Source organism: Komagataeibacter kakiaceti JCM 25156 (genome assembly GCF_000613305.1).
Genome location: NZ_BAIO01000003.1, coordinates 15,778 through 42,084 on the forward strand (window position 1 = coordinate 15,778; position 26,307 = coordinate 42,084).

Sequence of the window (26,307 nt, forward strand, 5' to 3'; positions counted from 1 at the left end):
CTTAGAGTTTAATCTCGACATCCACGCCAGCGGCGAGGTCGAGTTTCATGAGAGCGTCCACGGTCTGCGGGGTCGGCTCGACAATGTCGAGCAGCCGGCGATGGGTCCGAATTTCGAACTGCTCGCGGCTTTTCTTGTCCACGTGGGGGGAGCGGTTTACGGTAAACCGTTCAATATGCGTCGGCAGCGGGATAGGACCCCGAACCCGCGCACCCGTACGCTTCGCCGTATTGACGATCTCCTTCGTGCTGTTGTCTAGCACCCGATGATCGTACGCCTTCAGGCGAATGCGGATGTTCTGGTTGTCCATCTTTCTGTTTCAGTCCAACTTTACCTGATTCGGGGGAACCCGATCCGCAATGGAAACCCGGCCGGATTGCTCCGACCGGGATGCCACAGTTCAGTTACGTCCGATCACGCCGTGATGGAAGCAACGACACCTGCACCAACGGTACGGCCACCTTCGCGGATAGCGAAGCGCAGGCCTTCATCCATGGCGATCGGAGCGATCAGCTCCACATCCATGGCGACGTTGTCGCCCGGCATGACCATTTCCGTGCCTTCGGGCAGGTGCACAACACCCGTCACGTCGGTCGTACGGAAATAGAACTGCGGACGATAGTTGGTGAAGAACGGCGTGTGACGGCCACCCTCTTCCTTCGTCAGGATGTAGGCTTCGGCCTTGAACTTGGTGTGCGGGGTGATCGAACCCGGCTTCGCCAGCACCTGGCCACGCTCAACGTCTTCACGCTTCGTGCCACGCAGCAGCGCGCCGATGTTGTCACCCGCTTCACCACGATCAAGCAGCTTGCGGAACATTTCAACGCCGGTCACGGTCGTCTTCTGCGTCGGGCGCAGACCAACGATCTCGATTTCGTCGCCAACGTTCACCGCGCCACGCTCGACACGGCCCGTCACCACGGTGCCACGACCGGAGATCGAGAACACGTCTTCGATCGGCATCAGGAACGGACGGTCGATCGGGCGTTCCGGCTGCGGAATGTATTCGTCAACAGCGTTCATCAGGTCGAGAACGCGGTTTTCGCCCACTTCCGGGTCACCATCTTCCAGCGTCACCAGGGCGGAACCCTTGATGATGGGGATATCGTCGCCGGGGAACTGGTAAGCGGACAGAAGCTCACGCACTTCCATCTCGACGAGTTCCAGCAGTTCCGGATCGTCAACCTGATCAACCTTGTTCAGGAACACGACCAGAGCCGGCACGCCGACCTGACGGGCAAGCAGGATGTGCTCGCGGGTCTGGGGCATCGGGCCGTCGGCGGCGGACACCACCAAGATCGCGCCATCCATCTGCGCGGCGCCGGTGATCATGTTCTTCACATAGTCAGCATGGCCGGGGCAGTCGACATGCGCGTAGTGACGCTTCGCGGTTTCGTACTCGACGTGTGCGGTCGAGATCGTGATGCCACGGGCGCGCTCTTCCGGCGCCGCGTCGATCATGTCATACGCCTTGAACTCGGCGCCGCCGGACTTTGCCAGCGTCTTGGTGATAGCAGCGGTCAGCGATGTCTTGCCATGATCGACGTGGCCGATCGTGCCAATGTTACAATGCGGCTTATTCCGCTCAAATTTAGCCTTTGCCATCGTTTTCTCCGTTAACTCAGCCTCATGCCGAGAGTCGGGTTGGAAAGTTCCGTTTCGGAAGTCGAGCCGGTAGATAGACCGGCCAGACCGCCTTTACCAGCGGTAATGACTGAACGCCTTGTTGGCTTCGGCCATGCGGTGCGTGTCTTCGCGCTTCTTGACCGCGGCGCCACGATTGTTGACGGCGTCAAGAAGCTCGTTGGACAGGCGCTCCTGCATGGTGTTCTCGCCCCGCTTGCGCGAAGCGTCGATCAGCCAGCGGATGGCCAGCGCCTGGCGGCGCTCGGCCCGGACTTCAACCGGAACCTGGTATGTCGCGCCGCCAACACGGCGGGAACGCACCTCGACAGCCGGCTTGACGTTGTCCAGCGCACCGTGGAACATCACCACGGGGTCCGCGGCTGCGCCACCCCGGCGACGCAGCACCTCAAGGGCGCCATAGACGATCCCTTCGGCGGTGGACTTCTTGCCGTCGTACATCAGGGCGTTCATGAAACGCGTAATGACGACGTCACCAAATTTCGGATCGGGAAGAATCTCACGCTTGACTGCGCGATGACGGCGACTCATGCCTCGTTATTCCTTTTACTTAGGACGCTTCGCGCCATAGAGCGAGCGACGCTGACGACGCTTGGCGATACCCTGGGTGTCCAGAACGCCGCGCAGGATGTGATAACGCACGCCAGGAAGATCCTTAACGCGACCACCACGGATCAGGACAACACTATGTTCCTGGAGGTTATGCCCCTCACCCGGAATATAGCTCACAACCTCATAACCGTTGGTCAGGCGTACTTTTGCCACCTTACGCAGAGCCGAGTTCGGCTTCTTCGGTGTGGTTGTGTAAACACGAGTACAAACGCCACGCTTCTGCGGACAGCCCTGCAGGCAGGTACCTTGTTGCGTTTGGCTGCGGGCTCGCGACCTTTCGCGATCAACTGGTTGATGGTCGCATACGCCTTTCCCGATCCTTACAAAATTCGGCCGGCCAACCGCATATCCGGTTACCGACTGTCGTTCACAACAAAACCCCAACGAATGACAACCATCCGTTCGGGCATCATATTTACATCCGGCCTGGGCAGCCCGATTCCCGGACTGCGGCACCGCATGCCTGCATGCTGCATTCGACGGCCAACAACGTCTTTCAGACAGGGCTAGCCGAGGGCGCGGAACCTACGGGCATAATGACCAAAAGTCAAGCCTTCCGCAGGATTCGCTCTGGTCTGACGCAACGAATCCGTTCCATCAGTCTGGAACACCATTCCGTCCGGCAGCAGATAGCGCCGGAATCGGATGGTGACAATAGTGCAGCACCGAATCATTCCGGATACCAGCTTCCCGGTATCCGGACATGAGGTTCGTATGGTTATTCGGCGGCCTTGGTGGGGGCCACCGCAGCGCGGGCCTGGGCCAGACGCTGCTTGTCTTCCCCGGCGGCGACCGCGCGGAGCTTGTTCATGACGCTGCCCGTCCCGGCGGGGATCAGGCGACCGACAATCACGTTCTCCTTCAGGCCGTTCAGGGTATCCTTCTTCCCGGCTGTCGCGGCTTCTGTCAGGACACGTGTCGTCTCCTGGAAGGACGCGGCGGAGATGAAGGACTGGGTCTGCAGCGAGGCCTTGGTGATGCCCTGCAGCACCGGCATGGCCACGGCCGGGCGTTCACCCATGTTCATCCGCTTGGTGTTCTCTTCCTCATACTCGATGCGATCCACCGTCTCACCGATCAGGTAGGTCGTGTCACCGGGTTCGAGGATTTCCACCTTCTGCAGCATCTGCCGGACAATGACCTCGATGTGCTTGTCATTGATCTTCACGCCCTGCAGTCGATACACGTCCTGAATCTCGTTGACGAGATAGTCGGACAGCGCCTCGACACCCAGAACCTTCAGGATGTCATGCGGCACACGGGGACCATCGACCAGCGGATCCCCGACCTGGACAAAGTCACCTTCCTGCACGGAAACATGCTTGCCCTTGGGGATCAGGTAATCCGTCTCCTCGCCCGTCTCGTCGTTCTTCACGATGATACGGCGCTTGGACTTGTAGTCCTTGCCGAATTCCACACGCCCCTCGGTTTCCGAGATGATGGCGTGATCCTTCGGACGGCGGGCCTCGAACAGTTCGGCCACACGCGGCAGACCACCGGTAATGTCACGTGTCTTGGACCCTTCGCGCGGGATACGGGCCAGAACGTCACCCGCATTGACCTGCGCGCCGTTTTCCACCGACAGCAGCGAATCCGGGGAGAGGAAGTAGCGGGCGTCGTTCCCGTTGGCCAGCTTCACCACATCGCCCTTGGCGTCCTTGAGCTGCAGACGCGGCCGCAGGTCAATCCCCTTGGAGGCCTGCTTGTAGTCCACAACCACCTTGGAGGTCAGGCCGGTCACCTCATCCATCCGCTCCACCAGCGTGATGGAGTCGATCAGATCGAGATATTCGACCTTGCCGGGCTGCTCGGTGATGATCGGCAGGGTGTACGGATCCCACTCGGCCATCTTCTGGCCACGGGTGACATCGGCCCCGTCCTCGACCAGCAGGCGCGCGCCGTACGGCACGCGGAAGCGGGCGCGTTCCGTACCCCGGTCATCCGTCAGCAGGATTTCGCAGTTACGCGACATGACGATCGGCACGTTCTGGCTGTTATGGACGACGTTCTTGTTACGGATCGTCACCTTGCCATCACGCGAGGCCTCGACCATCGACTGCTCCGCGCCACGCTGCGCCGCACCGCCGATATGGAAGGTACGCATGGTCAGCTGCGTGCCCGGCTCACCGATGGACTGGGCGGCAATGACGCCAACCGCCTCACCGATATTGACCGGCGTGCCACGCGCCAGATCGCGTCCATAGCAATGACCACACACGCCCACGCGGCTGTCACAGGTCAGCACCGAGCGGATCAGCAGGCTTTCGACACCGGCCTTCTCGATCTGTTCAGCCTGGGCTTCCTCGATCAGCGTATTGCGCGGGAACAGAACCTTGCCCGTGGCGGGGTCGATCACGTCGGCCGCCAGCGTGCGCCCCAGCATCCGCTCGGACAGGGAGGCGATGACCTCGCCCCCATCCATGACCGCACGCACGGTCAGGCCACGTTCGGTGCCGCAGTCTTCCTCGACGATGATGCTATCCTGCGCCACGTCCACCAGACGGCGGGTCAGGTAGCCTGAGTTCGCGGTCTTCAGCGCGGTATCGGCCAAGCCCTTGCGCGCGCCATGGCTGGAGGTGAAGTAATCGAGAACCGACAGGCCTTCCTTGAAGTTGGCGATGATCGGCTGCTCGATGATCTCGCCCGACGGCTTGGCCATCAGGCCGCGCATGCCGGCAAGCTGCTTCATCTGCGCTGGCGACCCACGGGCGCCGGAATGGCTCATCATCCACACCGAGTTGGTCGGCTTGCCGATTTCCTGCTTGGAAATCTCCTTCATCATCGCCGCCTGAACTTCGTCCGTGCAGCGTGACCAGGCGTCAACCACCTTGTTGTAGCGCTCGCCAGCCGTAATCAGACCGTCCTGATACTGCTGCTCGAACTCCTTCACCTCGCGGCGGTGCGATCGACCAGTTCCTTCTTCTCGACCGGCACGATCATGTCGTCCTTGCCAAACGAGATGCCGGACTTCGCGGCGTGGCGGAAACCAAGCCCCATCAGCCGGTCACAGAAGATCACGCATTCCTTCTGGCCGCAGTGACGGTACACCGCGTCAATCACGTCCGACACGATCTTCTTGGTCAACTGGCGGTTGATCAGCGAGAACGGCAGGGCCGCGTTGCGCGGCAGTATCTGGGACACGAGCATGCGGCCCGGCGTGGTCACGACCGTCGTGCGCGTGACCTTGCCATCGGCGTCAAGGTTTTCGATGCGCGCGCGGATCTTGTCATGCAGCTTCACCGCGCCCGTGCTGAGCGCGTATTCCACTTCCCCCACGCTGGCGAAGGACGGCGCGCCCTCAACCGTGACCTGACCCTTGTCATCGTAGCTGTTCTGGTCAGGCGTCGCGCGGAATTCCGGCGTTTCAAGGCTGAGATAGTACAGCCCCAGCACGATGTCCTGCGACGGCACGATAATCGGCTTGCCGTTGGCCGGGCTGAGGATGTTGTTGGTGGACATCATCAGCACGCGGGCCTCAAGCTGGGCCTCAAGCTCAGCGGCACGTGCACGGCCATCTGGTCGCCATCGAAATCCGCGTTGAACGCGGTGCAGACCAGCGGGTGAAGCTGGATGGCCTTGCCTTCAATCAGGACCGGCTCGAACGCCTGAATGCCAAGGCGATGCAGCGTCGGCGCGCGGTTGAGCATGACCGGATGCTCACGGATCACCTCTTCCAGAATGTCCCAGACTTCGGGACGTTCCTTTTCCACCATCCGCTTGGCGGCCTTGATGGTGGTGGCGTGACCGTATTTTTCCAGCTTGGAATAGATGAACGGCTTGAACAGTTCGAGCGCCATCTTCTTGGGCAGGCCGCACTGGTGCAGCTTGAGTTCCGGCCCCACGACGATGACCGAACGGCCGGAATAATCGACGCGCTTGCCCAGCAGGTTCTGACGGAAACGGCCCTGCTTGCCCTTGAGCATGTCGGACAGCGACTTCAGCGGACGCTTGTTGGCGCCCGTGATGGCGCGGCCACGGCGACCGTTGTCAAACAGCGCATCGACCGATTCCTGCAGCATGCGCTTTTCATTGCGGACGATGATGTCCGGCGCGCGCAGTTCGATCAGCCGCTTGAGACGGTTGTTACGGTTGATGACGCGACGGTACAGGTCGTTCAGGTCGGACGTGGCGAAACGGCCACCATCCAGCGGCACGAGCGGGCGTAGCTCCGGCGGAATGACCGGCACCAGGTCCAGGATCATCCATTCGGGGCGGGATTCACTGTCCGCGAACGCCTCGACCAGCTTCAGGCGCTTGACCAGCTTCTTGCGCTTCGCCTCGGACGTGGAGTCTTTCAGTTCCTGGCGCAGTTCTTCCTTTTCGACCTTGCAGTCGATGCGCTCCAGGATCTTCTTGATCGCTTCGGCGCCGATGCCAACCTCGATCCCCTCGTCGCCATGCTCGTCCATGACATCGAGGTACTGGTCTTCCGTCAGCAGGCTGTACTGCTTGAGCGGCGAGGTGCCGGGTTCAAGAACCACATAGCTTTCGAAATACAGGATCTTTTCCAGATCCTTCAGCGTCATATCCACCATCAGGCCGATACGGCTGGGCAGCGACTTCAGGAACCAGATATGGGCGACGGGGCTGGCGAGCTCGATATGACCCATCCGCTCGCGGCGGACCTTGGCCAGCGTGACTTCAACACCGCATTTTTCGCAGATGATGCCGCGGAACTTCATCCGCTTGTACTTGCCGCACAGACATTCGTAATCCTTGATCGGACCAAATATCCGCGCGCAGAACAGGCCATCACGTTCCGGTTTGAAGGTCCGGTAGTTGATGGTCTCGGGCTTCTTGATCTCGCCATATGACCACGAACGGATCTGCTCGGCCGAAGCGAGCTGGATCTTGATCTGGTCAAAAGTCATGGCCTGGCCGCCCTGACCAAGGATCTTCATGAGTTCATTCATGCGCCGCAAACCCCCTGAGGGAATGAAGCGGAAGCAGGCGCGTCACCTGCTTCCACTCCTGAAAGAAAAACGTATGGACTGATGTGCACCATGGGGCCGGGATCAGGAGCCGCTCTGTTCAAGGTCCACATTCAGCCCAAGGGACTTCAGTTCCTTGATCAGGACGTTGAAGCTTTCCGGAATACCGGCCTCGAAGTCATCCTGCTCGCGCACGATCGCCTCATACACCTTGGTACGACCGGAGACGTCATCCGACTTGACCGTCAGCATCTCCTGAAGCGTGTAGGCGGCGCCGTAAGCTTCCAGCGCCCACACTTCCATCTCACCAAAACGCTGCCCGCCGAACTGCGCCTTGCCGCCCAGCGGCTGCTGCGTCACCAGCGAATACGGACCGATGGAACGCGCATGGATCTTGTCATCGACAAGATGATGCAGCTTGAGCATGTAGATGTAACCGACCGTGGTCCGGCGCTCGAACGGCTCGCCCGTGCGCCCGTCGATCAGCTGCGACTGACCGGACTTGTTCACGCCCGCCTTCTGCAGCATCGCCTCGATATCGGGGATGGAGGCCCCATCGAACACCGGGGTCGCGATCGGCACGCCCTTGCGCAGGTTGCCGCACAGTTCCACCAGCTGCGCATCCGTCATGTCACCGATCTGGTCTTCATAGACCTTGTCGCCATAGACGGACTTCAGCTCATCAAGCAGTTCCTGCCGCTTCTCGCCATTGCGCTGGTATTCATCGGCAAGCTGGCCGATCTGCCGCCCGATATTCGCGCAGGCCCAGCCGAGATGCGTTTCCAGAATCTGCCCCACGTTCATGCGCGAGGGCACGCCCAGCGGATTCAGCACCAGATCAACGGATGTGCCATCTTCAAGGAACGGCATGTCCTCGACCGGCACCACGCGGGAGACGACACCCTTGTTCCCATGGCGGCCGGCCATCTTGTCGCCCGGCTGGAGCTTGCGCTTCACCGCAACGAAGACCTTGACCATCTTCATCACGCCCGGCGGCAGTTCGTCGCCACGCTGGAGCTTTTCCACCTTGTTGTCGAAACGGGCCTGAATCCGGGCCACGGCGGTATCGAACTCGCGCCGCAGGGTTTCAAGCTCGGCCATGACCTCATCGGACATAACCGTCACGTTGCGCCATGCGCCGCGCGGATGCTCGGACAGGATCTCGTCGGTGATGACCGTGCCCGAACGGATGCCCTTGAAACCCGTGCCCGCCGTCTGCCCGATCAGGTGTTCGCGCAGGCGGTTGTAGAACGAACGCTCCTGAATGGCGCGCTCATCGTCACGGTCCTTCGCAAGGCGTTCGATCTCGGCGCGCTCGATGGCCATCGCACGCTCGTCCTTGTCCACGCCACGGCGGGAGAACACCCGCACATCGACGATGGTGCCCGACGTGCCCGGCGGCAGCTTGAGCGAGGTGTCACGAACGTCGGACGCCTTCTCACCGAAGATGGCGCGCAGGAGTTTTTCTTCCGGCGTCATCGGGCTTTCGCCCTTCGGCGTGACCTTGCCGATCAGAATATCGCCCGGGTTCACTTCCGCGCCGACATAGACGATACCGGCTTCGTCGAGGTTGCGCAGGGCTTCCTCGCCGACATTGGGAATGTCGCGCGTGATTTCTTCCTGACCCAGCTTGGTGTCGCGGGCCATGACCTCGAATTCCTCGATATGGATCGAGGTGAACACGTCGTCACGCGCGATCCGCTCGGAAATCAGGATCGAATCTTCGAAGTTGTAACCGTTCCAGGGCATGAACGCGACGAGCACGTTACGGCCCAGCGCCAGTTCACCCAGCTCGGTGGACGGACCATCCGCGATGATCTCGCCCGCGCGGACCTGATCGCCCACCCGGACCAGCGGACGCTGGTTGATGCAGGTGGACTGGTTGGAGCGCATGTACTTGCGCAGCCGATAGATATCCACACCCTGCGTCGCGCCACCTTCGTCCGTCGCACGGACAACGATACGCGCACCGTCGATCTGGTCCACGACGCCATGGCGGCGCGCCACGATGGCCGCACCCGAATCATGCGCCACGGCGGCTTCCATGCCGGTGCCGACCAGCGGCGCATCCGAGCGCACCAGCGGCACGGCCTGACGCTGCATGTTCGAGCCCATCAGCGCGCGGTTCGCGTCATCGTTCTCAAGGAACGGAATGAGCGCCGCCGCGACGGAGACAAGCTGCTTGGGCGAGACGTCGCAGGCCGTTACCTCGGTGGGGGGAACCTGACGGAAGTCACCGCCACGACGCACCGAAACCAGATCGTCCGTCAGGTGGCCCTGCGCGTCCTGCTTGGCGTCGGCCTGCGCGACGATCAGCTTTTCCTCTTCCATGGCGGAGAGGTATTTCCAGCCATCCTGCAGGACGCCGTTCTCGACCATGCGGTACGGGGTCTCGATGAACCGTACTTGTTCACCTTGGCATAGGTGGCGAGCGAGTTGATCAGACCGATATTCGGGCCTTCCGGCGTTTCGATCGGGCAGATACGGCCATAATGCGTCGGATGCACGTCACGGACCTCGAAGCCCGCGCGCTCACGCGTCAGGCCGCCCGGGCCAAGCGCCGAGAGGCGACGCTTGTGGGTCACTTCCGAAAGCGGGTTGGTCTGGTCCATGAACTGGCTGAGCTGGGACGAGCCGAAGAACTCGCGCACCGCGGCGGCAGCCGGCTTGGCGTTGATCAGGTCGTGCGGCATGACCGTATCGATATCGACCGAACCCATGCGCTCACGGATGGCGCGCTCCATGCGCAGCAGGCCGACGCGGTACTGGTTCTCCATCAGTTCGCCAACCGAGCGGACGCGACGGTTACCCAGATTGTCGATGTCATCGATCGTGCCGCGACCATCCTTCAGCTCGCACATGATCTTGACAGTGCGCAGGATGTCTTCCTTGCGCAGCACGCGCACCGTATCGGGCACATCCACGCCCAGGCGCATGTTCATCTTCACGCGGCCGACGGCGGACAGGTCGTAGCGGTCCGGATCGAAGAACAGGCCGGAGAACATGGCTTCCGCCGTTTCCGGCGTCGGCGGCTCACCGGGGCGCATGACACGGTAGATGTCGGTCAGCGCATCCTCGCGGGAGGTGTTCTTGTCCACCGCCAGCGTATTGCGGATCCACGGGCCGTTCGTGGCGTCGATCGCCAGCGTGGTCAGCGTGGTCAGGCCTTCGGCGTCGAGTTCCTCGAGCTTCTGCTCGGTCAGTTCGTCGCCCGCCTCGGCATAGATCTCGCCGGTGTTTTCGTTGACCATGTCGGATGCGATGAAACGCCCGATCAGGCCAGCGGGACCAACCAGCACTTCCTTGGTGGTCTCAGCGATCTTGCGCACCATGCGGGCGGTCAGCTTCGCATCGGCGGGAGCCACTTCCTCACCCGTCTGGGCGTCGATCAGCGGCTCGAGCAGCTTCTGGCCACGGAAGGCTTCCGCGTCGAAACGACGGGCCCAGCCCTTCGCGGTCTTGGTGAACTCGACCTTGCCATAGAAGTAGCTCAGGATCTCATCGGGATCCATGCCACGGATTTCCATGGCTTCCACATCCCCGCCCTCGGCGGCCTTGGCGGCGCGCGCGGCTTCGGATGCCGCGCCTTCCAGCGCGTACAGCAGCGTGGTGACCGGCAGCTTGCGCTTGCGGTCGATGCGGACGTAGATCAGATCCTTGCTGTCGAATTCGAAATCGAGCCAGGAACCGCGATAGGGGATGACGCGCGCGGCGAACAGGAACTTGCCCGAGGAATGGGTCTTGCCCTTGTCATGATCGAAGAACACGCCCGGGCTGCGGTGCATCTGGCTGACGATGACGCGCTCGGTGCCGTTGATGACGAAGGTGCCGTTATCGGTCATGAGCGGCATGTCGCCCATGTAGACCGGCTGTTCCTTGATGTCGCGGATCGAGCGTGACCCGGTGTCCTCGTCCACGTCCCACACGATCAGACGCAGGATCACCTTCAGCGGTGCGGCGAAGGTCAGGCCGCGCTGGATGCATTCCTCAACGTCGTATTTCGGCTCTTCCAGTTCGTAGCTGACGAATTCCAGTCGTCCGCGCCCGGCAAAATCATTGATCGGGAAGACGGAACGGAACACTTCCTGCAGGCCCGTTGACGTCCGGCTGTCGGGCGCCACATTCATCTGGAGGAATGTTTCGTAGCTGGCCCGCTGCACATCGATCAGATTGGGCATCGGAGCGACCTCGGGTATGTGCCCGAAGCTCTTGCGGATGCGTTTGCGTCCCGTGAACGATTTTGTAACCGCGTTCATCGCCTATCCTGCCCCCATCCACACAGGCCCGCACGGTCATGACACGAATGTCACATGGACTGCGCGGCCCTTGAAAATCCTTGGCGGATCAGTCCGGCTTGCAACCGGCCCGACCCTATCTACCACCGAAGGCGCCCGAAGCCTCGCGGCCAGGGCGCCTGTAACGGCCAAGGGGGCGGAAACCTGATGGTTTCCACCCTCACCTGAATATCTCAACCCGGTTACGCCACCATGGACGCATCCAGTTGGGCCGATTTATTTAACTTCGACAGAAGCACCGTTGTCTTCAAGGGTCTTCTTGATCTTCTCGGCTTCATCCTTGCTGGCGCCTTCCTTGACGGTCTTGGGCGCGCCCTCGACCAGATCCTTGGCTTCCTTCAGGCCCAGACCCGTGATCGCGCGGATTTCCTTGATCACGTTGATCTTCTTGTCGCCCGCCTTGGTCAGGACAACGTCGAATTCGGTCTTCTCTTCAGCCGGAGCAGCGGCAGCGCCACCCGGAGCGGCGGCAACGGCAACCGGAGCGGCGGCGGAAACGCCCCACTTTTCTTCCAGCAGCTTGGACAGTTCAGCAGCTTCCAGAACGGTCAGAGCGGACAGGTCTTCGACAATCTTGTTCAGATCGGCCATAATTCAGTCTTCCTAATTTATACACTGGTTGGCACAGCACAATCCCGTTTTTTCGGGAAAATGCCATTTTGTTGATGACCCGGCGGACCGGGCCATGGGGTCTCAGGCGGCTTCGCCCGTCTTGGCATAGGCACCAAAAACCCGTGCAAGCTGTCCGGCCGGCGCCTGGAGCACGCCCGCGATGCGCGTTGCCGGCGTGGAGATCATCCCCACCAGCTTCGCCCGCAGGGCATCCAGGGACGGCAGTTCGGCCAGGGCCTTGACGCTCTCGACATCGAGCGTCTGGGCACCAAGCGATCCACCGAGCAGAACAAGCTTGTCATTGGTTTTGGCGAACTCGACCAGCACCTTCGCCACGGCCACGGTTCATCCGCCCACGACAACGCGGTCGGCCCCTTCAGCAGCGGCTTGATGCCTTCGAACTGGGTCCCTGCCAGGGCGAGAGAGGCCAGCCGGTTCTTCGCGACCTTGTGTGTAGCTCCAGCCGCACGCACGCGACGCCGAAGATCCGTCACATCAGCACGCTCAGCCCGTCATTACGGGTGACAATGACCATGGACGTCTCAGCGAACACGGCTGCGAGGGAGGCAACAAACTCCCGCTTCTCCGTACGGTCCAAATCCCGTCTCCATCATCATCCGCCAGCGAAAACCGGCGGATAGGGTTTACCCTTGGGGCGCCACGGCAGGCCGATGGCATCCCGGTTCGCCTGTCCTTTCAAACGGAACAACCAGTGTGGGCTTTCGCCCCGATCCGGCAATCCCCGTCTCCCGGCTGTAGCCATATGGGCAATCAAGGCTTTCGCCACATCCGGTCATGGACAGGTTCGGAAGATGGGAAGCCAGCCTCCCATCCCCTGTCCCCCACCCCTTGCGGGGCGGAGTCATTCTTCAGTTGATGTCAGGCCGCCGTGAAGGCGGACACATCAACCGTAACACCCGGCCCCATGGTGGAGGACAGGGCGATTTTCTTCACATACGTGCCCTTCGCACCCGTGGGACGGGCCTTCTGGACGGCGTCCACGAACGCACGGATGTTCTCGGCCAGCTTGGATTCGTCAAACGAAGCCTTGCCAACGCCCGCATGCACGATACCGGCCTTTTCGGCGCGGTACTCGACCTGACCGGACTTGGCGGCGGAAACCGCGCCCTTCACGTCCATGGTCACGGTGCCCAGCTTGGGGTTGGGCATGAGCCACGCGGGCCGAGGATCTTGCCCAGACGGCCGACCAGCGCCATCATGTCCGGCGTCGCGATGCAGCGGTCAAACGCGATCTCGCCAGCCTGCACCTTTTCGGCCAGGTCTTCGGCGCCAACCACGTCGGCGCCAGCAGCCTTCGCCTCCTCGGCCTTGGGGCCACGGGCGAACACGCCAACGCGCAGGGTCTTGCCCGTGCCGTTGGGCAGGGACAGCAGGCCACGGACCATCTGGTCGGCATGACGCGGGTCGATGCCCAGGTTCATGGAGATTTCAACCGTCTCGTCGAACTTCGCCTTGGCGTTGTTCTTGACCAGGCTGATGGCCTCATCGAGGCCGTACTGCTTGCTGGAATCGACAGCGGCGCGGGCTGCGGTCAGACGCTTGTTCTTTGCCATTGTAATCAGCCCTCCACCACGTCGAGGCCCATGGAGCGGGCGGAACCCGCCAGCATGCGCACGGCGCCGTCGATATCGTTGGCGTTCATGTCTTTCTGCTTCGTTTCAGCAATCTCGCGCAGCTGCGCGATCGTGACCTTACCAACGGACGCGGCCTTGCCTACGGTCGAGCTGCCCTTGGAAATCTTGGCGGCCTTCATAAGGAAGTAGGTGTTCGGCGGGGTCTTGGTAATGAAGCTGAACGTACGGTCGGCATACGCGGTGATGACGACGGGAATCGGCATACCGGGTTCGAGACCCTGTGTCTTCGCGTTGAACTCCTTGCAGAACTGCATGATGTTCAGGCCGCGCTGACCCAGCGCCGGACCAACCGGCGGGGACGGATTCGCCTTGCCGGCGGGGATTTGCAGCTTGATGTAGCCAACGATTTTTTTGGCCATATCCGGGGCTCCTGACTGTTTCACCCGGACCGCGGTTCTGGTGGCCGGCCCTCGCCCCGATGGGGCGCGGCGCGCGACCTCCCGCGTTCCGATAAGAGGCGCGCACCTACCGCTGTTTAGGGGTGCCTGTCAAGTCCCCGTCATGAAATCCCTTGCCTGAGAGGTCATGGGATTCGGGGCCATTATCCACGCTGACGCCCTTGACCGGCGTCGGCATGCTCAGGTGGGTGTACTGCAGCGGCGAGAACGGACGGATCTGCTTGTTGTTGGGCAGTTCCGCCGTGGTCCACCCCCCGCCGAGCGAGCGGATGAGCTCCACCTGCGCCTGCATGTAGCGGGTTTCCACCTGCACTTCGGCAATGCGGGCCTGCAGGGCGGCCACCTGCGCCACCACCACGTCCAGATAATTGGTCAGGCCGCCGGTATAGAGCTGCATGGTCATGTTCTGCGTGCGCATGGAGGCCTGCACCGCCTCGGCCTGCTGGGCGGCCTCCACATCGAGGCCATGCGTCATGCTCAGCCCGTCCTCCACGTCCTTGAAGGCGTCGAGCACGGTGGCGCGGTACTGATCTTCCGACTGGCGGTACTGGGACCAGTTGCGTTGCAGTTCCGCGCGCCGCAACCCGCCCTGGAACAGCGGCAGGACCGCCTGCGCGGCATAGTTGTACATGCCATTCGCGATTTTATCGAGCGTGAAGCCGTTATCCATGAAACCGGCCGTCGCGCTGAAGGTACATGCGGATAGAAGGCCGCGCGTGACACGCCGATGGCCCGGTTGGCCGCCGCCATGTGCCGCTCCGCGCTGGCGATGTCGGGGCGGCGTTCGAGCAGGGTGGAGGGAATCCCCACCGGAATCCTGACCTTTGGAAAGCTGATCTGCGAACGGGGCGTGATGTGGAAGTCAGCCGGAGTCACATTGACCAGAATGGCGATGGCGTGCTCCATCACCGCGCGCCGGGCCTGAAGGTCGGTATCGGCCGCCTGGGTGGAGAAAAGCTGGGTCTGCGCGCGCGAGACGTCGATGCCCGCCGCGATCGCCCCCGCCTGCCGCATTTTCGTGATCTGCACCGCCGTCTCGTAATAATGGATCGAGTCGAGATAGACGGCGTGCTGCGCGTCCATGCCGCGCAGCTGCATGTAGTCATTGGCCAGTTCGGACTGGATGCTCAGCCGCGCGGTCGCGAAATCGGCCGCCGCCGCCTGCGCCATGCGCTGCTGCACACGCCTGCGGTTGCGGATGGAGGACCAGAAATCCGGCTCCCACCGCGCGGTGGCGCTGTACTGCTCGGATGACATGTAGGTCGGCCCCTGCGACCCCGCGCCACGCCACAGCCGATGCTGGGATGCCTGATTCTGCGATGCCCCGGCCCCGCCGGTGATCTGCGGGTAGAGGTTGGACTGCGCCTCCGCCGCGATGTCGCGCGCCTGGGTGAAGGTTTCCGCATCCGCCTGCAGGTTGGGGTTCAGGCGGCTGGCGCGTTCCTCGAGTTCATCGAGGGTGGAATCATTGAACACGGCCCACCAGTCCCCCCGCGGCGCGGCGTCGCTGGGCTTGCCGTACTGCATGAGGCCATCGCCCTTCCAGTCATCGGACAGCAGGTAGTGCTGGTGGCGATACCTGGGGGCGAGATCCACGCACCCGCCAAGGCTGCTGGCCAGAACGGCGCAGCCGGCAAGTGAGACCATGCGACGGGACAGGGGGGGCAAGGACCGGCTACGCGGTGCTGCATTCATTGACGCACCCCCGCGTCATTCGTGTTACTGTCACCCGCTGGCATGGCCCGCACGTCGTCTCCCTTTCCGACAGCGGGGGAGGCCGTGGCCCCGGCGTCGTTATATCCCGGCGTGGCGCCGACCAGATAGACCTTCTGGCCCTCCAGCAGCCCCGCGGACGGGTTGTTCACAATCCGGTCCTTCGGCCCGATCCCGGCCAGAATCTGCACCTTCGTGCCCAGGTTGGTACCCACCGTCACATTGCGCAGGCGGATGCGGTTATCCTCGTCCACCACGGCCACCTGCATGCCTGCGCGCGGAACACCAGCGCGCCTTCGGGAATTATCAGGATATCCGGGTCTCCGGGTGCGACAAAATGTATATTGGCGTAGGAATCCGGCCACAGTTCATGCTTGTCGTTATCCACCACCAGTTCCGTGGTCACGGTGCGGGTGCCCGCGTTGAACGCGCGCGCGGTGGCCAGGAACCTGGCCTGGAATATCCGGCCCGGATACTGCGGCACCGACACGTCGCCCGTCAGTTTCGGGCTGATGATGTCCGCGTAATCCTGCGGGATGGAGACGAATATGCGCATGCGGTGCACATCGGCCACACTGAACAGCTCGGTCGCCGTCCCGCGTGAGGACACGTCCCCCCCGCCCGCGTTCACATAATCGCCCACATCGGCCAGACGGGATGTCACCACGCCATCGAACGGCGCGACAAGCTGCTTGAACCCGATCAGGGCGGCGTAGCGCGAGACCTCATGCCGGGCGGCCTCGACCTCCGCCTCCCTGACCTCGGCATCGGCCACCTGCACGTCCACTTCCTGCTGGGACACGGCCTGCGTGCCCTGCAGCGCGCGCCAGCGCCGCGCCGTGATCTGGGCCAGGCGGTAGCGGGCCATGGCGACATCGAAATTCGCCTTCGACGCCGCGTACTGCGCGTCCAGGCCCGGCGTGTCGATGGTGGCGAGGATTTCACCCGCCTTCACCTTGGCCCCGATATCCTTGTACCACATCTGCACATAGCCCGAGACCTGCGCGTAAATGGGCGCCTGGTACCAGGCGGAGATATTGCCCGGCAGGTCCAGCGTGCGGGTCTTCGGCCCCCTTTCGGGCATGATGATCTGTACACGGGGTATGGCCGCGTCCTGCGCCGCCGCCCTCAGATGGGCGACATGCATCCGGCGCTCCACGATTCCGCCCACCACGACAGCGGCCAGCACGATCCCGCCAACAGCGACGTACAGCCGCCCGCGCCCGGACCGGCGCGGCGTCTGGTTTTCCCCTGAGGCGGTCATGCATGCTCTCCTTCACGGATGGCGGTCTTCTTGGATTTTCGGGAATGGATCAGCGCGAACACGCAGGGCACGAACAACAGCGTGGCGCAGGTCGCCACCAGCAGGCCGCCCATGACGGCGCGGCCCAGCGGCGCGTTCTGCGAATTGCTCAGGGACATGGGCAGCATGCCGATGATCATGGCCGAGGCCGTCATCAGCACCGGGCGGATACGTTCATAGCCCGCCTCCATCGCAGCGCGGATGGCGTCGCCATGCACATCCATCCGCTCCCGCGCGAAGGAGACGACAAGGATCGAGTTGGCCGTCGCCGTGCCCATGCACATGATCGCCCCCGTCAGGGCCGGAACCGACAGGGCGGTATGCGTCAGGAACAGGCTCCACGCGATCCCGGCCAGCGCGCCGGGCAGCGCGGTGATGATGATGAAAGGGTCAAGCCACGACTGGAAGTTGACCACGATGATGAGGTACACGAGCAGGATCGACATGGCGAGACCGCCGATAAGCTGCGTGTAGGCTCCGTTCATGGTCGCGGCCTGCCCCTGCACCGCCAGGCTGGAGCCCGTGGGCAGTTCCTTTCTGGCCGCATCGACCACGCGGTTGACCTCACGCGAGACCGCGCCGAGGTCCAGCCCCTCGTTCGAGGCGTAGATGTTGAATACCGGCATGATGTTGTAATGCGAGACCTCGCCCGGCGTGCCGGTCTGCACGATCTGGCTCAGCCCGCCCAGAATCTGGGGCGGCCGGTCGCCGGGGTTGCCATCCCCCTTGTCGATGGGAATGGTTTCCAGATCGTTCATGGTCTGGAGGAACTGGAGCGGGGTCTGGATATCCACCAGATGCGAAACCCCCGTCTTGGGGTCCAGCCAGTAGGTGGGCGCGACCTGCCCGCTGCCCGACAGCACGGCCAGCGCGTTGTTCGCCACGTCCGCTTCGGTCAGGCCCGTGCCCAGCGCGTAGGTGCGCCGGGCGTTGACGCGCAGCGTGGGCGTGTTCAGCGGTTCCTGCACCGATACATCGGCAATGCCGGTCACATGGCGCAGCTTTTCCGCCAGTTTCTGGGCAAAGTCGAAATTGGCGTACAGGTTGCGGCCCGATACCTGTATGTCCAGCGGCGCGGGCAGGCCGAAATTCAGGATCTTCGCCGTCAGGTCGGCAGGCATGAAGGTGATTTCGGTGCCGGGGAATTTCTGGGCCAGCCCCTTGCGCAGGATGCCACGGAACTCGGCCACCGGGGCTTCGTCATTCTTCAGCGTGACCGTCAGGTCGCAATCCTGCGCGCCGACGGTCGGCGTGGGAATGAAGGCCTGATTGAGCGGGCTGAACGGCAGGCCGCAGTTGTTGACGATCCCCTCGACCTGATTGGGCAGCAGGCGTTCGATCTCGTCGTTCACCAGCATGGCGATCTTGCCTGCCTCGGCAATCTTGGTGCCCATGGGCGCGCGCATGTGGATGGCCAGCGCGTTGGAATTGATCTCAGGAAAGAAGTCCTGCCCGGCGAAGACCAGCAGCCCGAGCGAGCAGAACGCCGCCAGCGCGAAAACCGGCACGAACTTCCCGCGGATGAAAAGCAGGTGCTCCAGCAGGCCGCGGTAACGGTTGCGGAACGTGACGAACCTGACCTCGAACCCCTGCTGGAAGCGCCCGAAGATGTTGCGCGGGGCGTGATGGCCGCCTTCCGCCTTTTCACGGGCATGGGCCGCCACCTGCGCCGCGAGCATGTATTTCGCCATGGTGGGCACCAGCGTGCGCGACAGGATGAACGACGCGATCATGGCGAAGATGATGGCCTCGGCCATCGGCATGAACAGCCAGCCCGCCACGCCGGTCAACTGGAACAGCGGCATCCACACGATACAGATGCACAGCGTGGAGACGAATGTGGGAATGACGATCTGGTTGGCGGCGTCGATGATGGCCGTTTCCAGATCCTTCTCCATTTCCAGATGCGCGTCGATATTCTCGATCATGACGGTCGCGTCATCCACCAGAATACCCACCGCCAGCGCCAGACCGCCCAGCGTCATGACGTTGATGGTCTGCCCCGCCGCCCCCAGCCCGATGACCGAACACAGCATGGCCAGCGGGATGGAGGTGGCGATGATGACGGTCGATCGCCACGACCCCAGGAACAGGAGCACCACAAGGCTGGTCAGCATGGCGGCGGTGCCCATTTCCTGCACCACGTCGCGCACCGCCTCCTTCACGAAGGTCGAGGCGTCGCCCAGCACGGTGATGTCGACCCCCGGCGGCAGCGTCCTGACAATGGAGGGCAGCAGCCCCTTGATCCCGCTGACCACCGACAGCGTGGAGGCGTCGCCGCTTTTCATGATGACGATCAGGACGGCCTGATGCCCCTTGACCAGCACCATGTTGGTCTGTGGCGGCCCGCCGGCATGCACCCATGCCACGTCACGCAGGTAGACGACGGAATTGCCTTCCTGCTTGATGGGCATGTTGTTGAACGTGTCGATCTCATCGGGCGAGGCATTGGTCTGGACCATCCAGTCGAACGCGCCGATCTGCTGGTCGCCCGCGGGCAGCACGATGTTCTGCTTGCCCAGCGCATTGCCGATATCGGTTGCCGAAAGCCCGTGGGCCAGCAGCTTGCTCTGGTCCAGATCGACCATGATATTGCCCGGCTGCCCCCCGTATGGATTGGGAATGGCGGCCCCCGCGACCGACACCAGCGCCGGACGGATCAGGTTGGAGGACATGTCGTAAATCTGTGACGCCGTCATGGAATCGGAGGAAACCTGCAACGTCAGCACCGGCACGGAGGAGGCGTTGTAGGTCAGCACCAGCGGCGGCGTCATGCCTGCGGGCATCTGCTTGATGACGGTCTGGGAGACGGAGGTGATCTGGGTCTGCGCCACGGCGGTGTCGGTGCCGGGCTGGAAGAACACCTTCACGATGCCGCGCCCGTAATAGGACTGGCTCTCGATATGTTCGATATTGTTCACCGTGGCGGTGAGCGCGCGTTCGTAATAATAGACCACGCGGCCGGACATGTCCTCGGGCATGAGGCCGGTATAGGTCCAGCAGATCGCGACCACGGGGATGTTGATGCTGGGGAACACGTCCGTCGGCGTGCGCAGCAGGCCCCGCACACCGAACACGACAATCAGGATCGAAAGGACAACGAAAGTATAGGGCCGCTTGAGCGCGGTAACGACAATACCGTTCATGCGCGGCCCGTCATCCTCCGCTGGAGCGGCCTACCCCTCGTCGCGGGCCGCGCGCCGCATGCTGGCTGCGCCCGGAACAGGTGGTCTTCTCGCATCTCTATCTCCCCGTCTGTCCTTCTGGTGTTAATGGGGGTGCAACGGGTGGCAAATGAAATTTCAATTTAGTTTCCCGGCGTCACCACGCTGCCCGGCGGGAAAACAATGCTCATGGTGGCCCCCGGCAGCGTGTCATGCACGCGTGACTGGGTGATCTCCAGCCGCGCGTGGTGCAGCGCCAGAATGGCCGACACCAGACTGAGCCCCAGCCCGCTGCCGGGAATGTGACGGCTTTTGTCCGAGCGGTAGAAGCGCCCCGTCACCGCCTTGCGCTCCCCGACGGGAATGCCGATGCCGGTATCGGCTATGCTCAGCAGGGCGCAGCTTCGTTCATGCAGGTGCGGATGTCCACCCGTCCGCGCTCGGGCGTGAATTTGATGGCGTTGTCCACGATATTGGCCAGCACCTCGATCAGCAGGTCACGGTCCCCCTGCACATGTATCGGCTCCCCATCCGTCTCATGGGAAAGGACTATACTTGGTCTCGGCTATGGGTTCATACAGATCGATGATATCCGCCACCAGCGCATCGAGATCGACCACGCCGAACCCCGCGCGCCGCCGCCCGTTCTCGATCTCGCCTATGCGCAGCAGCGCGGTGATGATGGCGAATGACTGGTCAAGATCATCAATGGTGTGTGACATGACATTGCGCAGCGCCTGGGCCGAATGGTCCGCGTTCAGCGCGCGGTCAAGGCGCGCGCGCACCCGCGCCAGCGGCGTGCGCAGGTCGTGGGCGATGTCGTTGCCCACGTCACGTATTTCATCGAGCAGCTGCTCCAGCCGGTCCAGCATGCGGTTGACGCTGCCCGCCAGCCGCTGGAGGTCGTCGTTCTGCCGGCCCGCGGGCAGGCGCTCGTGCAGGTCGCCCTCCATGATGCGATCGATCGCCTCATGCATGTCCTTGACGCGTGACAGCGCCCGGTGGCTGAGGATGATGCCGGTCATGAGCGCGAACAGGACGGTCGGCACGATCGAGACCAGCATGGAGTGCCGCATCATGAGCCGCAGTTCGGTGCGCATGTGCCGGCTGCGCCCCAGCACGAGGTAGCGCTCCCCCCGCACGGGCACGGCGACCATGCGCAGGGCGGTGGAGGATCCGCCCTCCATCGCTTCGGGCTCGATGACATGGACATGCCCGTCCGCCACCAGCCCGGTGGGCCAGCTATGCAGGTCGCCCACGATGTAATGCTGGCCGGCATCGAACAGGGTGGTGACGTTGAGCAGGATGCGCAGGTCATCTGTCGCGCGGTCGCGCACCTGCTGTTCGAGTTCCTGCGGGGTTTCACGTTGCAGGATGCTGGCCTCGCGCAGCAGCAGCATGTCCGAACGCCGGGCCTCGAACACATTGGCCTGACTGTAACCGAAGAAGAACTGCAACGCCGCCGAGCCGATCATGGCCGCCACCACCGCCAGCGTCAGGCGGAAGGTGGCGGTACGGAACAGCTCGTTACGAAACACGCAGCATGAACCCCGCGCCCCGGATGCTCTGGATCAGGGCGGGCCTGCCGCTTTCATCTATCTTGCGGCGCAGCTTGCCGATATGCACATCCACAAGGTTGGTCTGGGGAATGAAGCGGTAATTCCACACATCCTCCAGCAGCATGTTGCGCGTCAGCACCTGGTTGGGGCGGCGCATGAGATATTCCAGCAGGCGGAATTCCCGTGGCAGCAGCTCGATCGGCACGCCCTCGCGCATGACCGTGCGCTCGATCAGGTCCATTTCCAGCGGGCCCGCGCGCAGCATGGTCTGGCGTGAATTGTCCGGGCGGCGCAGCAGGGCCTCCAGCCGGGCGGCCAGTTCCTCCATGGCGAAGGGCTTGGTCAGGTAGTCGTCACCGCCCGCCTTCAGCCCGCTCACCCGGTCATCCACCGCCGAAAGGGCGGACAGCACCAGCACCGGCACATGGACCTTGCGCTCGCGCAGGGTCTCGATCAGCGTCAGGCCATCGAGTTCGGGCAGCATGCGGTCCACGATCATGACATCGAAATGCATGCTCAGCCCCATCGACAGCCCCGCCGCGCCGGATGCCTCGTGCTGGACAAGAAAGCCCCGGCTTTCCAGTTCCTCGATCACTTCCTGCGCGATCTTGCTGTCATCCTCGACCAGCAGGATGCGCGGCGCGGCCACGGGCCGGGGCGTGGCCGACGGCACGGGTTCAGGGGGGGGATTTCGGATGGCGCGTTCATGGTCCCCTCACTTATGCCGCGCGGGCCGGAAGCGGGCCAATTAAAATCGGTTTCAGCCATGCCCGGCTTCCCGCGCCCCGTCCCCTGCCCACAGGGGCGTCATGTCCGCCGGGCGTGGCGGCGTGGCGGTATTGTCCGGCGCGGGGGTGTCGGTGCGGGTGTCCACATCCAGTTCGCGCAGCCTGCGGGTGACGGCGCCGGTGCGCCTGCGCGCCTCATCGATGGAGGAGGACATGGCGGAGGCATTGCGGGCCAGCTTTTCCAGCACGCCATCCATGCGCAGCATTTCCTGCCGCGTGGCCCCGAGCAGGCGGGCGATGTCATCGGTACGCTTTTCCAGCGCGAGCGTCACGTAACCAAGATGGATGGTCCGCAGCATGGCGGGCATCAGCCCCGGCCCCATCACGATGACGCGATAGGCGCGGCCGATCTCATCCAGCAGGCCGGGAATCCGCGCCACCTCCGCGTACAGCCCGTCGGTGGGCAGGTAGAGCACCGCGAATTCCACCGTTACGGGGGGAACGATGTATTTGGTCGCGATCTTGCGCGCCTCGATCCGCAGCGTGGTTTCCAGCGCGCGGCGGGCGGCGCGCTCGGCCTCGGGGTTGCAGTCCTCCACCGCCTGCAAAAGCCGCTCATACGCCTCGGTCGGGAATTTGGAATCAATGGCCAGCACGGGGGCGACCGTGGCGCGCACCGGCATGCGGACCGCGAATTCCACCACTTCACGGCTGTCATCGCGCAGGCGGCGGTTGGTTTCATACGCGCCCTGGGGCAGCACATCGTCCAGAATGGTGCGCAACTGGGCCTCCCCCCAGCCGCCCCGGGTCTTCACGTTGGCGAACAGGCGCTTGAGATCCCCGATCTGCGCGGTCATGGCCGAGACCTCGCCCATCGCCTTCTGCATCGCCCCGATCTGCTCCAGCACGCGCTGGAAGGAAGTCTGCATCTGCTTTTCCACCGCCTGGTGCAGGCGCTCGTTCACGGCGGCGCGCAGTTCATCATTCTGCCGCCTGCCCTCCTCCGCCATTTCACGCAGGGATTCAGCCTGTGTCACCCGCATTTCGGACAGGTCGCGCCCCATCATGCGGGCGATGCGGTTGAAGGTTTCCGTCATTTCCTGATGGCGCTGGTCCAGCCGGGTGGCAAGCACCCGCTCCATTTCCGCCATGCGGGCGCGCTGCACGTCGTTTTCCGCCACGCGGGCGGCGGTCTCGCGCTCCATCATGATACACAGCCGCGCCAGCGCATCCCCATCCGCCTGCTGGCCCGCCAGTTGCGTGACACGGCGCAGCACGACAAGGGAAATCAGGCATGCCGCACCCGCGCACAGCATTGCGATCCAGACAATGGCGGATGCGGGCATATCGGACATGGCAGGATGTTTCCCATCAGAAAGAACAAATCAGGTCCGTGCCCTGTCATACCGCCAATGTAAAGCCTTCATGTTTTTTTGGAATATATGGCAACCGTGATATGCACCGAGCGGAATGCGCCGCATCCGGCCTGCCCGCCGGGCCGGCGCGGCGTCAGAACCGATAACCGCGCCGATTACGCCCCTGCCCCTGTCCCTGCCGCGTTCCGCCCGTGGCGTGTGTGGACGCACCGTTCTTGAGGACCATCCACAATGCCACAGGAAACACAGACCCGCCCGCAGGGCCAGCGCGCGCGTGGCGGTTCCCTGTTTCGCAGCCTGTACGCGCAGGTTGTCATCGCGGTGGTGGCGGGCATCGCGCTGGGGCATTTCTGCCCCCATGCGGCGGTGGCGCTCAAGCCGCTGGGGGATGCGTTCATCCGGCTGGTCAAGATGGTGATCCCGCCGGTCATATTCCTGACGGTGGTGACGGGTGTGGCCAGCCTGTCCGACCTGGGGCAAGCGGGCAGGCTCGCAGCCAGGGCCATGGCGTATTTTCTCACGTTCTCGTCACTGGCGCTGGTGGTGGGCATGGTCATGGCCAACATCGTGCAACCCGGCGCGCATATCCACGCCAGCCCCGCGGCGCTGGACGCGCACGCGGTCGCCGCCTACACGGCGAAGGCGCAGGCGCATTCCTTCGGTGATTTCCTGCTCAACATCATTCCCGATACGATCGTGAGCGCCTTTGTCTCGGGTGACATACTGCAGGTGCTGCTGGTGGCCATCCTGTTCAGCATCAGCCTTTCACGCATGGGCGCGCGCGGTCAGGCGATCCTGACGCTGCTGCGGCAGTTGACGCAGCTTGTGTTCGGGGTGGTGCGGCTGGTCATGTACGCCGCCCCCATCGGCGCGCTGGGGGCCATGGCGTTCACCATCGGGCGGTTCGGCATCGGCTCGGTCGTGCATCTCGCCTTCCTTGTCGCCACGTTCTACGCCACGTCCGCGCTGTTCGTGCTGGTCATCCTGGGGGGTGTCGCGCGGTGGAACGGCTTTCGCATCCTGCCGCTGCTGGCCTACCTGCGTGAGGAACTGCTGATCGTCCTGGGCACCAGTTCGTCCGAATCAGCCCTGCCCAGCCTCATGACCCGTATGGAAAACGCGGGCTGCGCGCCGTCGGTGGTCGGGCTTGTGGTGCCGATGGGCTATTCCTTCAACCTTGACGGCACCAATATCTACATGTCGCTCTCGGCCCTGTTCATCGCGCAGGCGACGGATGTCCATCTGGGGCTGGGCCAGCAGATCAGCCTGCTGCTGGTCGCCATGATCAGTTCCAAGGGGGCGGCGGGCGTGACCGGCGCGGGCTTTGTCACGCTGGCGGCCACGCTGGCGGTCGTGCCCGATGTGCCGGTGGCGGGCATGGCGCTGATCCTTGGCATTGACCGTTTCATGTCCGAATGCCGGTCACTGACCAATATCATCGGCAACGCCGTGGCCACCGTCGTCCTGGCCCGCTGGGAAGGCGCGCTGGATACGGAGCGCCTGGAGGCGGCCCTGTCCGGCCGCATCAGTGACGCGGAAGCGGACACGCCCGTCATCCCCGATATCGACACGCCCGCGCGCTCGCGTTCAGCGGGCTAGGGCCCCCCTTTCCCTTCCGGTCTTCCTTTTGCGTCCATAGGTTTTCCATCATGCCTGTTTTCCAGCCACAGATCGGCGCACTGACCACCGCCCAGAGAATACGAAGCATTATTGCGGGTTCGGCCGGGAATCTGATCGAATATTACGATTGGTACGTTTACGCCGCATTTTCCATGTATTTCGCCCATGCCTTCTTTCCGCCGGGCAACGCCACGACGGAACTGCTGCGCAGCGCGGCGGTGTTCGCCATCGGCTTTCTCATGCGCCCGGTGGGCGGGTGGCTCATGGGCTCATGGCGGACCGCCATGGCAGGCGGGCGGCGCTGAGCCTGTCGATCATGGCCATGTGCACGGGATCGCTGGCCATCGCCCTGTGCCCGACCTATGAGCGCATTGGCGTGCTCGCCCCCAGCGTGCTGCTGCTGGCGCGGCTGTTGCAGGGGTTGAGCCTGGGTGGCGAATACGGAGCCAGCGCCACCTACCTTTCGGAAATCGCGCCCCCGGCGCAGCGCGGGTTCTATGCCAGTTTCCAGTACGTGACGCTGGTGATGGGGCAGTTGCTGGCCCTTGTGGTGCTGCTGGTGCTGCAGTTCATCATGCTCAGCCCGCGCAGCTTGGCGCATGGGGGTGGCGGATTCCGTTTGGCATCGGGGCGCTGCTGGCGCTGTCGATCCTGTGGTTCCGCCGTGGCATGGCGGAAAGCGAGCAGTTCAGCACCG

The 26,307-nt window shown here is 63.2% G+C and carries 10 protein-coding genes and 9 pseudogenes; 3 read left to right on the forward strand and 16 right to left on the reverse strand.

Going from position 1 to position 26,307, the window contains the following annotated elements:
* Position 1 precedes the first annotated feature (1 nt).
* From rpsJ to rpoB, 6 genes and pseudogenes are all read right to left on the reverse strand, one after another.
* Positions 2 to 310 carry a 30S ribosomal protein S10 gene (gene rpsJ, locus JCM25156_RS00980; RefSeq protein ID WP_007282720.1) on the reverse strand — a complete coding sequence of 103 codons (309 nt, stop codon included), beginning with the start codon at positions 308 to 310 and terminating at the stop codon, positions 2 to 4.
* A gap of 104 nt (positions 311 to 414) precedes the next feature.
* The gene (gene tuf / locus JCM25156_RS00985; RefSeq protein WP_007399618.1) at positions 415 to 1,605 is read right to left on the reverse strand and encodes an elongation factor Tu; all 1,191 of its coding nucleotides are present in this window, start codon (positions 1,603 to 1,605) and stop codon (positions 415 to 417) included.
* A 93-nt stretch (positions 1,606 to 1,698) separates the two neighbouring features.
* The gene (gene rpsG, locus JCM25156_RS00990; RefSeq protein ID WP_025811641.1) at positions 1,699 to 2,175 is read right to left on the reverse strand and encodes a 30S ribosomal protein S7; all 477 of its coding nucleotides are present in this window, start codon (positions 2,173 to 2,175) and stop codon (positions 1,699 to 1,701) included.
* A gap of 15 nt (positions 2,176 to 2,190) precedes the next feature.
* Positions 2,191 to 2,552: pseudogene (gene rpsL, locus JCM25156_RS20420) on the reverse strand (30S ribosomal protein S12).
* Between the two features lie 422 nt (positions 2,553 to 2,974).
* A pseudogene (gene rpoC, locus JCM25156_RS20425) lies at positions 2,975 to 7,169 on the reverse strand (DNA-directed RNA polymerase subunit beta').
* Positions 7,170 to 7,271: 102 nt separating this feature from the next.
* A pseudogene (gene rpoB, locus JCM25156_RS20430) lies at positions 7,272 to 11,443 on the reverse strand (DNA-directed RNA polymerase subunit beta).
* Between rpoB and JCM25156_RS30135 the strand changes: the two are divergent.
* Entirely contained in the window at positions 11,418 to 11,630 is a 213-nt protein-coding gene (locus JCM25156_RS30135) for a hypothetical protein (RefSeq protein WP_206777841.1), read from the forward strand. The pseudogene rpoB and the gene JCM25156_RS30135 overlap by 26 nt on opposite strands.
* Positions 11,631 to 11,698: 68 nt before the next feature.
* Here JCM25156_RS30135 and rplL read toward each other — a convergent pair whose 3' ends face one another.
* From rplL to JCM25156_RS01055, 10 genes and pseudogenes are all read right to left on the reverse strand, one after another.
* Entirely contained in the window at positions 11,699 to 12,073 is a 375-nt protein-coding gene (gene rplL / locus JCM25156_RS01010) for a 50S ribosomal protein L7/L12 (protein ID WP_025811645.1), read from the reverse strand.
* A 102-nt stretch (positions 12,074 to 12,175) separates the two neighbouring features.
* Positions 12,176 to 12,692 (reverse strand): annotated as a pseudogene (gene rplJ / locus JCM25156_RS20435) (50S ribosomal protein L10).
* Positions 12,693 to 12,973: 281 nt separating this feature from the next.
* Positions 12,974 to 13,668, reverse strand: a pseudogene (rplA, locus tag JCM25156_RS01020) (50S ribosomal protein L1).
* A 5-nt stretch (positions 13,669 to 13,673) separates the two neighbouring features.
* Positions 13,674 to 14,108 carry a 50S ribosomal protein L11 gene (rplK, locus tag JCM25156_RS01025; protein ID WP_010513094.1) on the reverse strand — a complete coding sequence of 145 codons (435 nt, stop codon included), beginning with the start codon at positions 14,106 to 14,108 and terminating at the stop codon, positions 13,674 to 13,676.
* 106 nt (positions 14,109 to 14,214) lie between these two features.
* A pseudogene (locus tag JCM25156_RS20440) lies at positions 14,215 to 15,842 on the reverse strand (efflux transporter outer membrane subunit).
* A pseudogene (locus JCM25156_RS20445) lies at positions 15,839 to 17,124 on the reverse strand (efflux RND transporter periplasmic adaptor subunit). Before JCM25156_RS20445 ends, JCM25156_RS20440 begins: the two co-directional pseudogenes overlap by 4 nt.
* Positions 17,121 to 20,309 (reverse strand): efflux RND transporter permease subunit, encoded by a 3,189-nt coding sequence (locus tag JCM25156_RS01040; protein WP_025811651.1) that lies wholly within the window; start codon positions 20,307 to 20,309, stop codon positions 17,121 to 17,123. The pseudogene JCM25156_RS20445 and the gene JCM25156_RS01040 overlap by 4 nt, the downstream one beginning before the upstream one ends.
* A 161-nt stretch (positions 20,310 to 20,470) precedes the next feature.
* Positions 20,471 to 21,865, reverse strand: a pseudogene (locus JCM25156_RS20450) (sensor histidine kinase).
* Positions 21,855 to 22,583, reverse strand: a complete 729-nt coding sequence (locus tag JCM25156_RS01050) for a response regulator transcription factor (protein WP_051577441.1) — start codon at positions 22,581 to 22,583, stop codon at positions 21,855 to 21,857. Before JCM25156_RS01050 ends, JCM25156_RS20450 begins: the two are co-directional and overlap by 11 nt.
* A 63-nt stretch (positions 22,584 to 22,646) precedes the next feature.
* Complete coding sequence (locus JCM25156_RS01055; RefSeq protein WP_025811655.1) at positions 22,647 to 23,969, reverse strand: DNA recombination protein RmuC; 1,323 nt, start codon at positions 23,967 to 23,969, stop codon at positions 22,647 to 22,649.
* 252 nt (positions 23,970 to 24,221) lie between these two features.
* On the opposite strand from JCM25156_RS01055, the gene dctA reads away from it, so the two are divergent.
* Both dctA and JCM25156_RS20455 read left to right on the forward strand, forming a co-directional pair.
* Positions 24,222 to 25,589, forward strand: a complete 1,368-nt coding sequence (gene dctA, locus JCM25156_RS01060; protein WP_025811657.1) for a C4-dicarboxylate transporter DctA — start codon at positions 24,222 to 24,224, stop codon at positions 25,587 to 25,589.
* A 50-nt stretch (positions 25,590 to 25,639) separates the two neighbouring features.
* Positions 25,640 to 26,307 (forward strand): annotated as a pseudogene (locus JCM25156_RS20455) (MFS transporter); the annotation flags it as partial.

What these genes read in the sequence shown, in the direction of transcription:
- rpsJ (WP_007282720.1), bottom strand. Translation starts at nt 310, where the DNA reads ATGGACAACCAGAACATCCGCATTCGCCTGAAGGCGTACGATCATCGG.
- tuf (WP_007399618.1), bottom strand. Translation starts at nt 1,605, where the DNA reads ATGGCAAAGGCTAAATTTGAGCGGAATAAGCCGCATTGTAACATTGGC.
- rpsG (WP_025811641.1), bottom strand. Translation starts at nt 2,175, where the DNA reads ATGAGTCGCCGTCATCGCGCAGTCAAGCGTGAGATTCTTCCCGATCCG.
- rplL (WP_025811645.1), bottom strand. Translation starts at nt 12,073, where the DNA reads ATGGCCGATCTGAACAAGATTGTCGAAGACCTGTCCGCTCTGACCGTT.
- rplK (WP_010513094.1), bottom strand. Translation starts at nt 14,108, where the DNA reads ATGGCCAAAAAAATCGTTGGCTACATCAAGCTGCAAATCCCCGCCGGC.
- JCM25156_RS01040 (WP_025811651.1), bottom strand. Translation starts at nt 20,309, where the DNA reads ATGAACGGTATTGTCGTTACCGCGCTCAAGCGGCCCTATACTTTCGTT.
- JCM25156_RS01055 (WP_025811655.1), bottom strand. Translation starts at nt 23,969, where the DNA reads ATGTCCGATATGCCCGCATCCGCCATTGTCTGGATCGCAATGCTGTGC.
- dctA (WP_025811657.1), top strand. Translation starts at nt 24,222, where the DNA reads ATGCCACAGGAAACACAGACCCGCCCGCAGGGCCAGCGCGCGCGTGGC.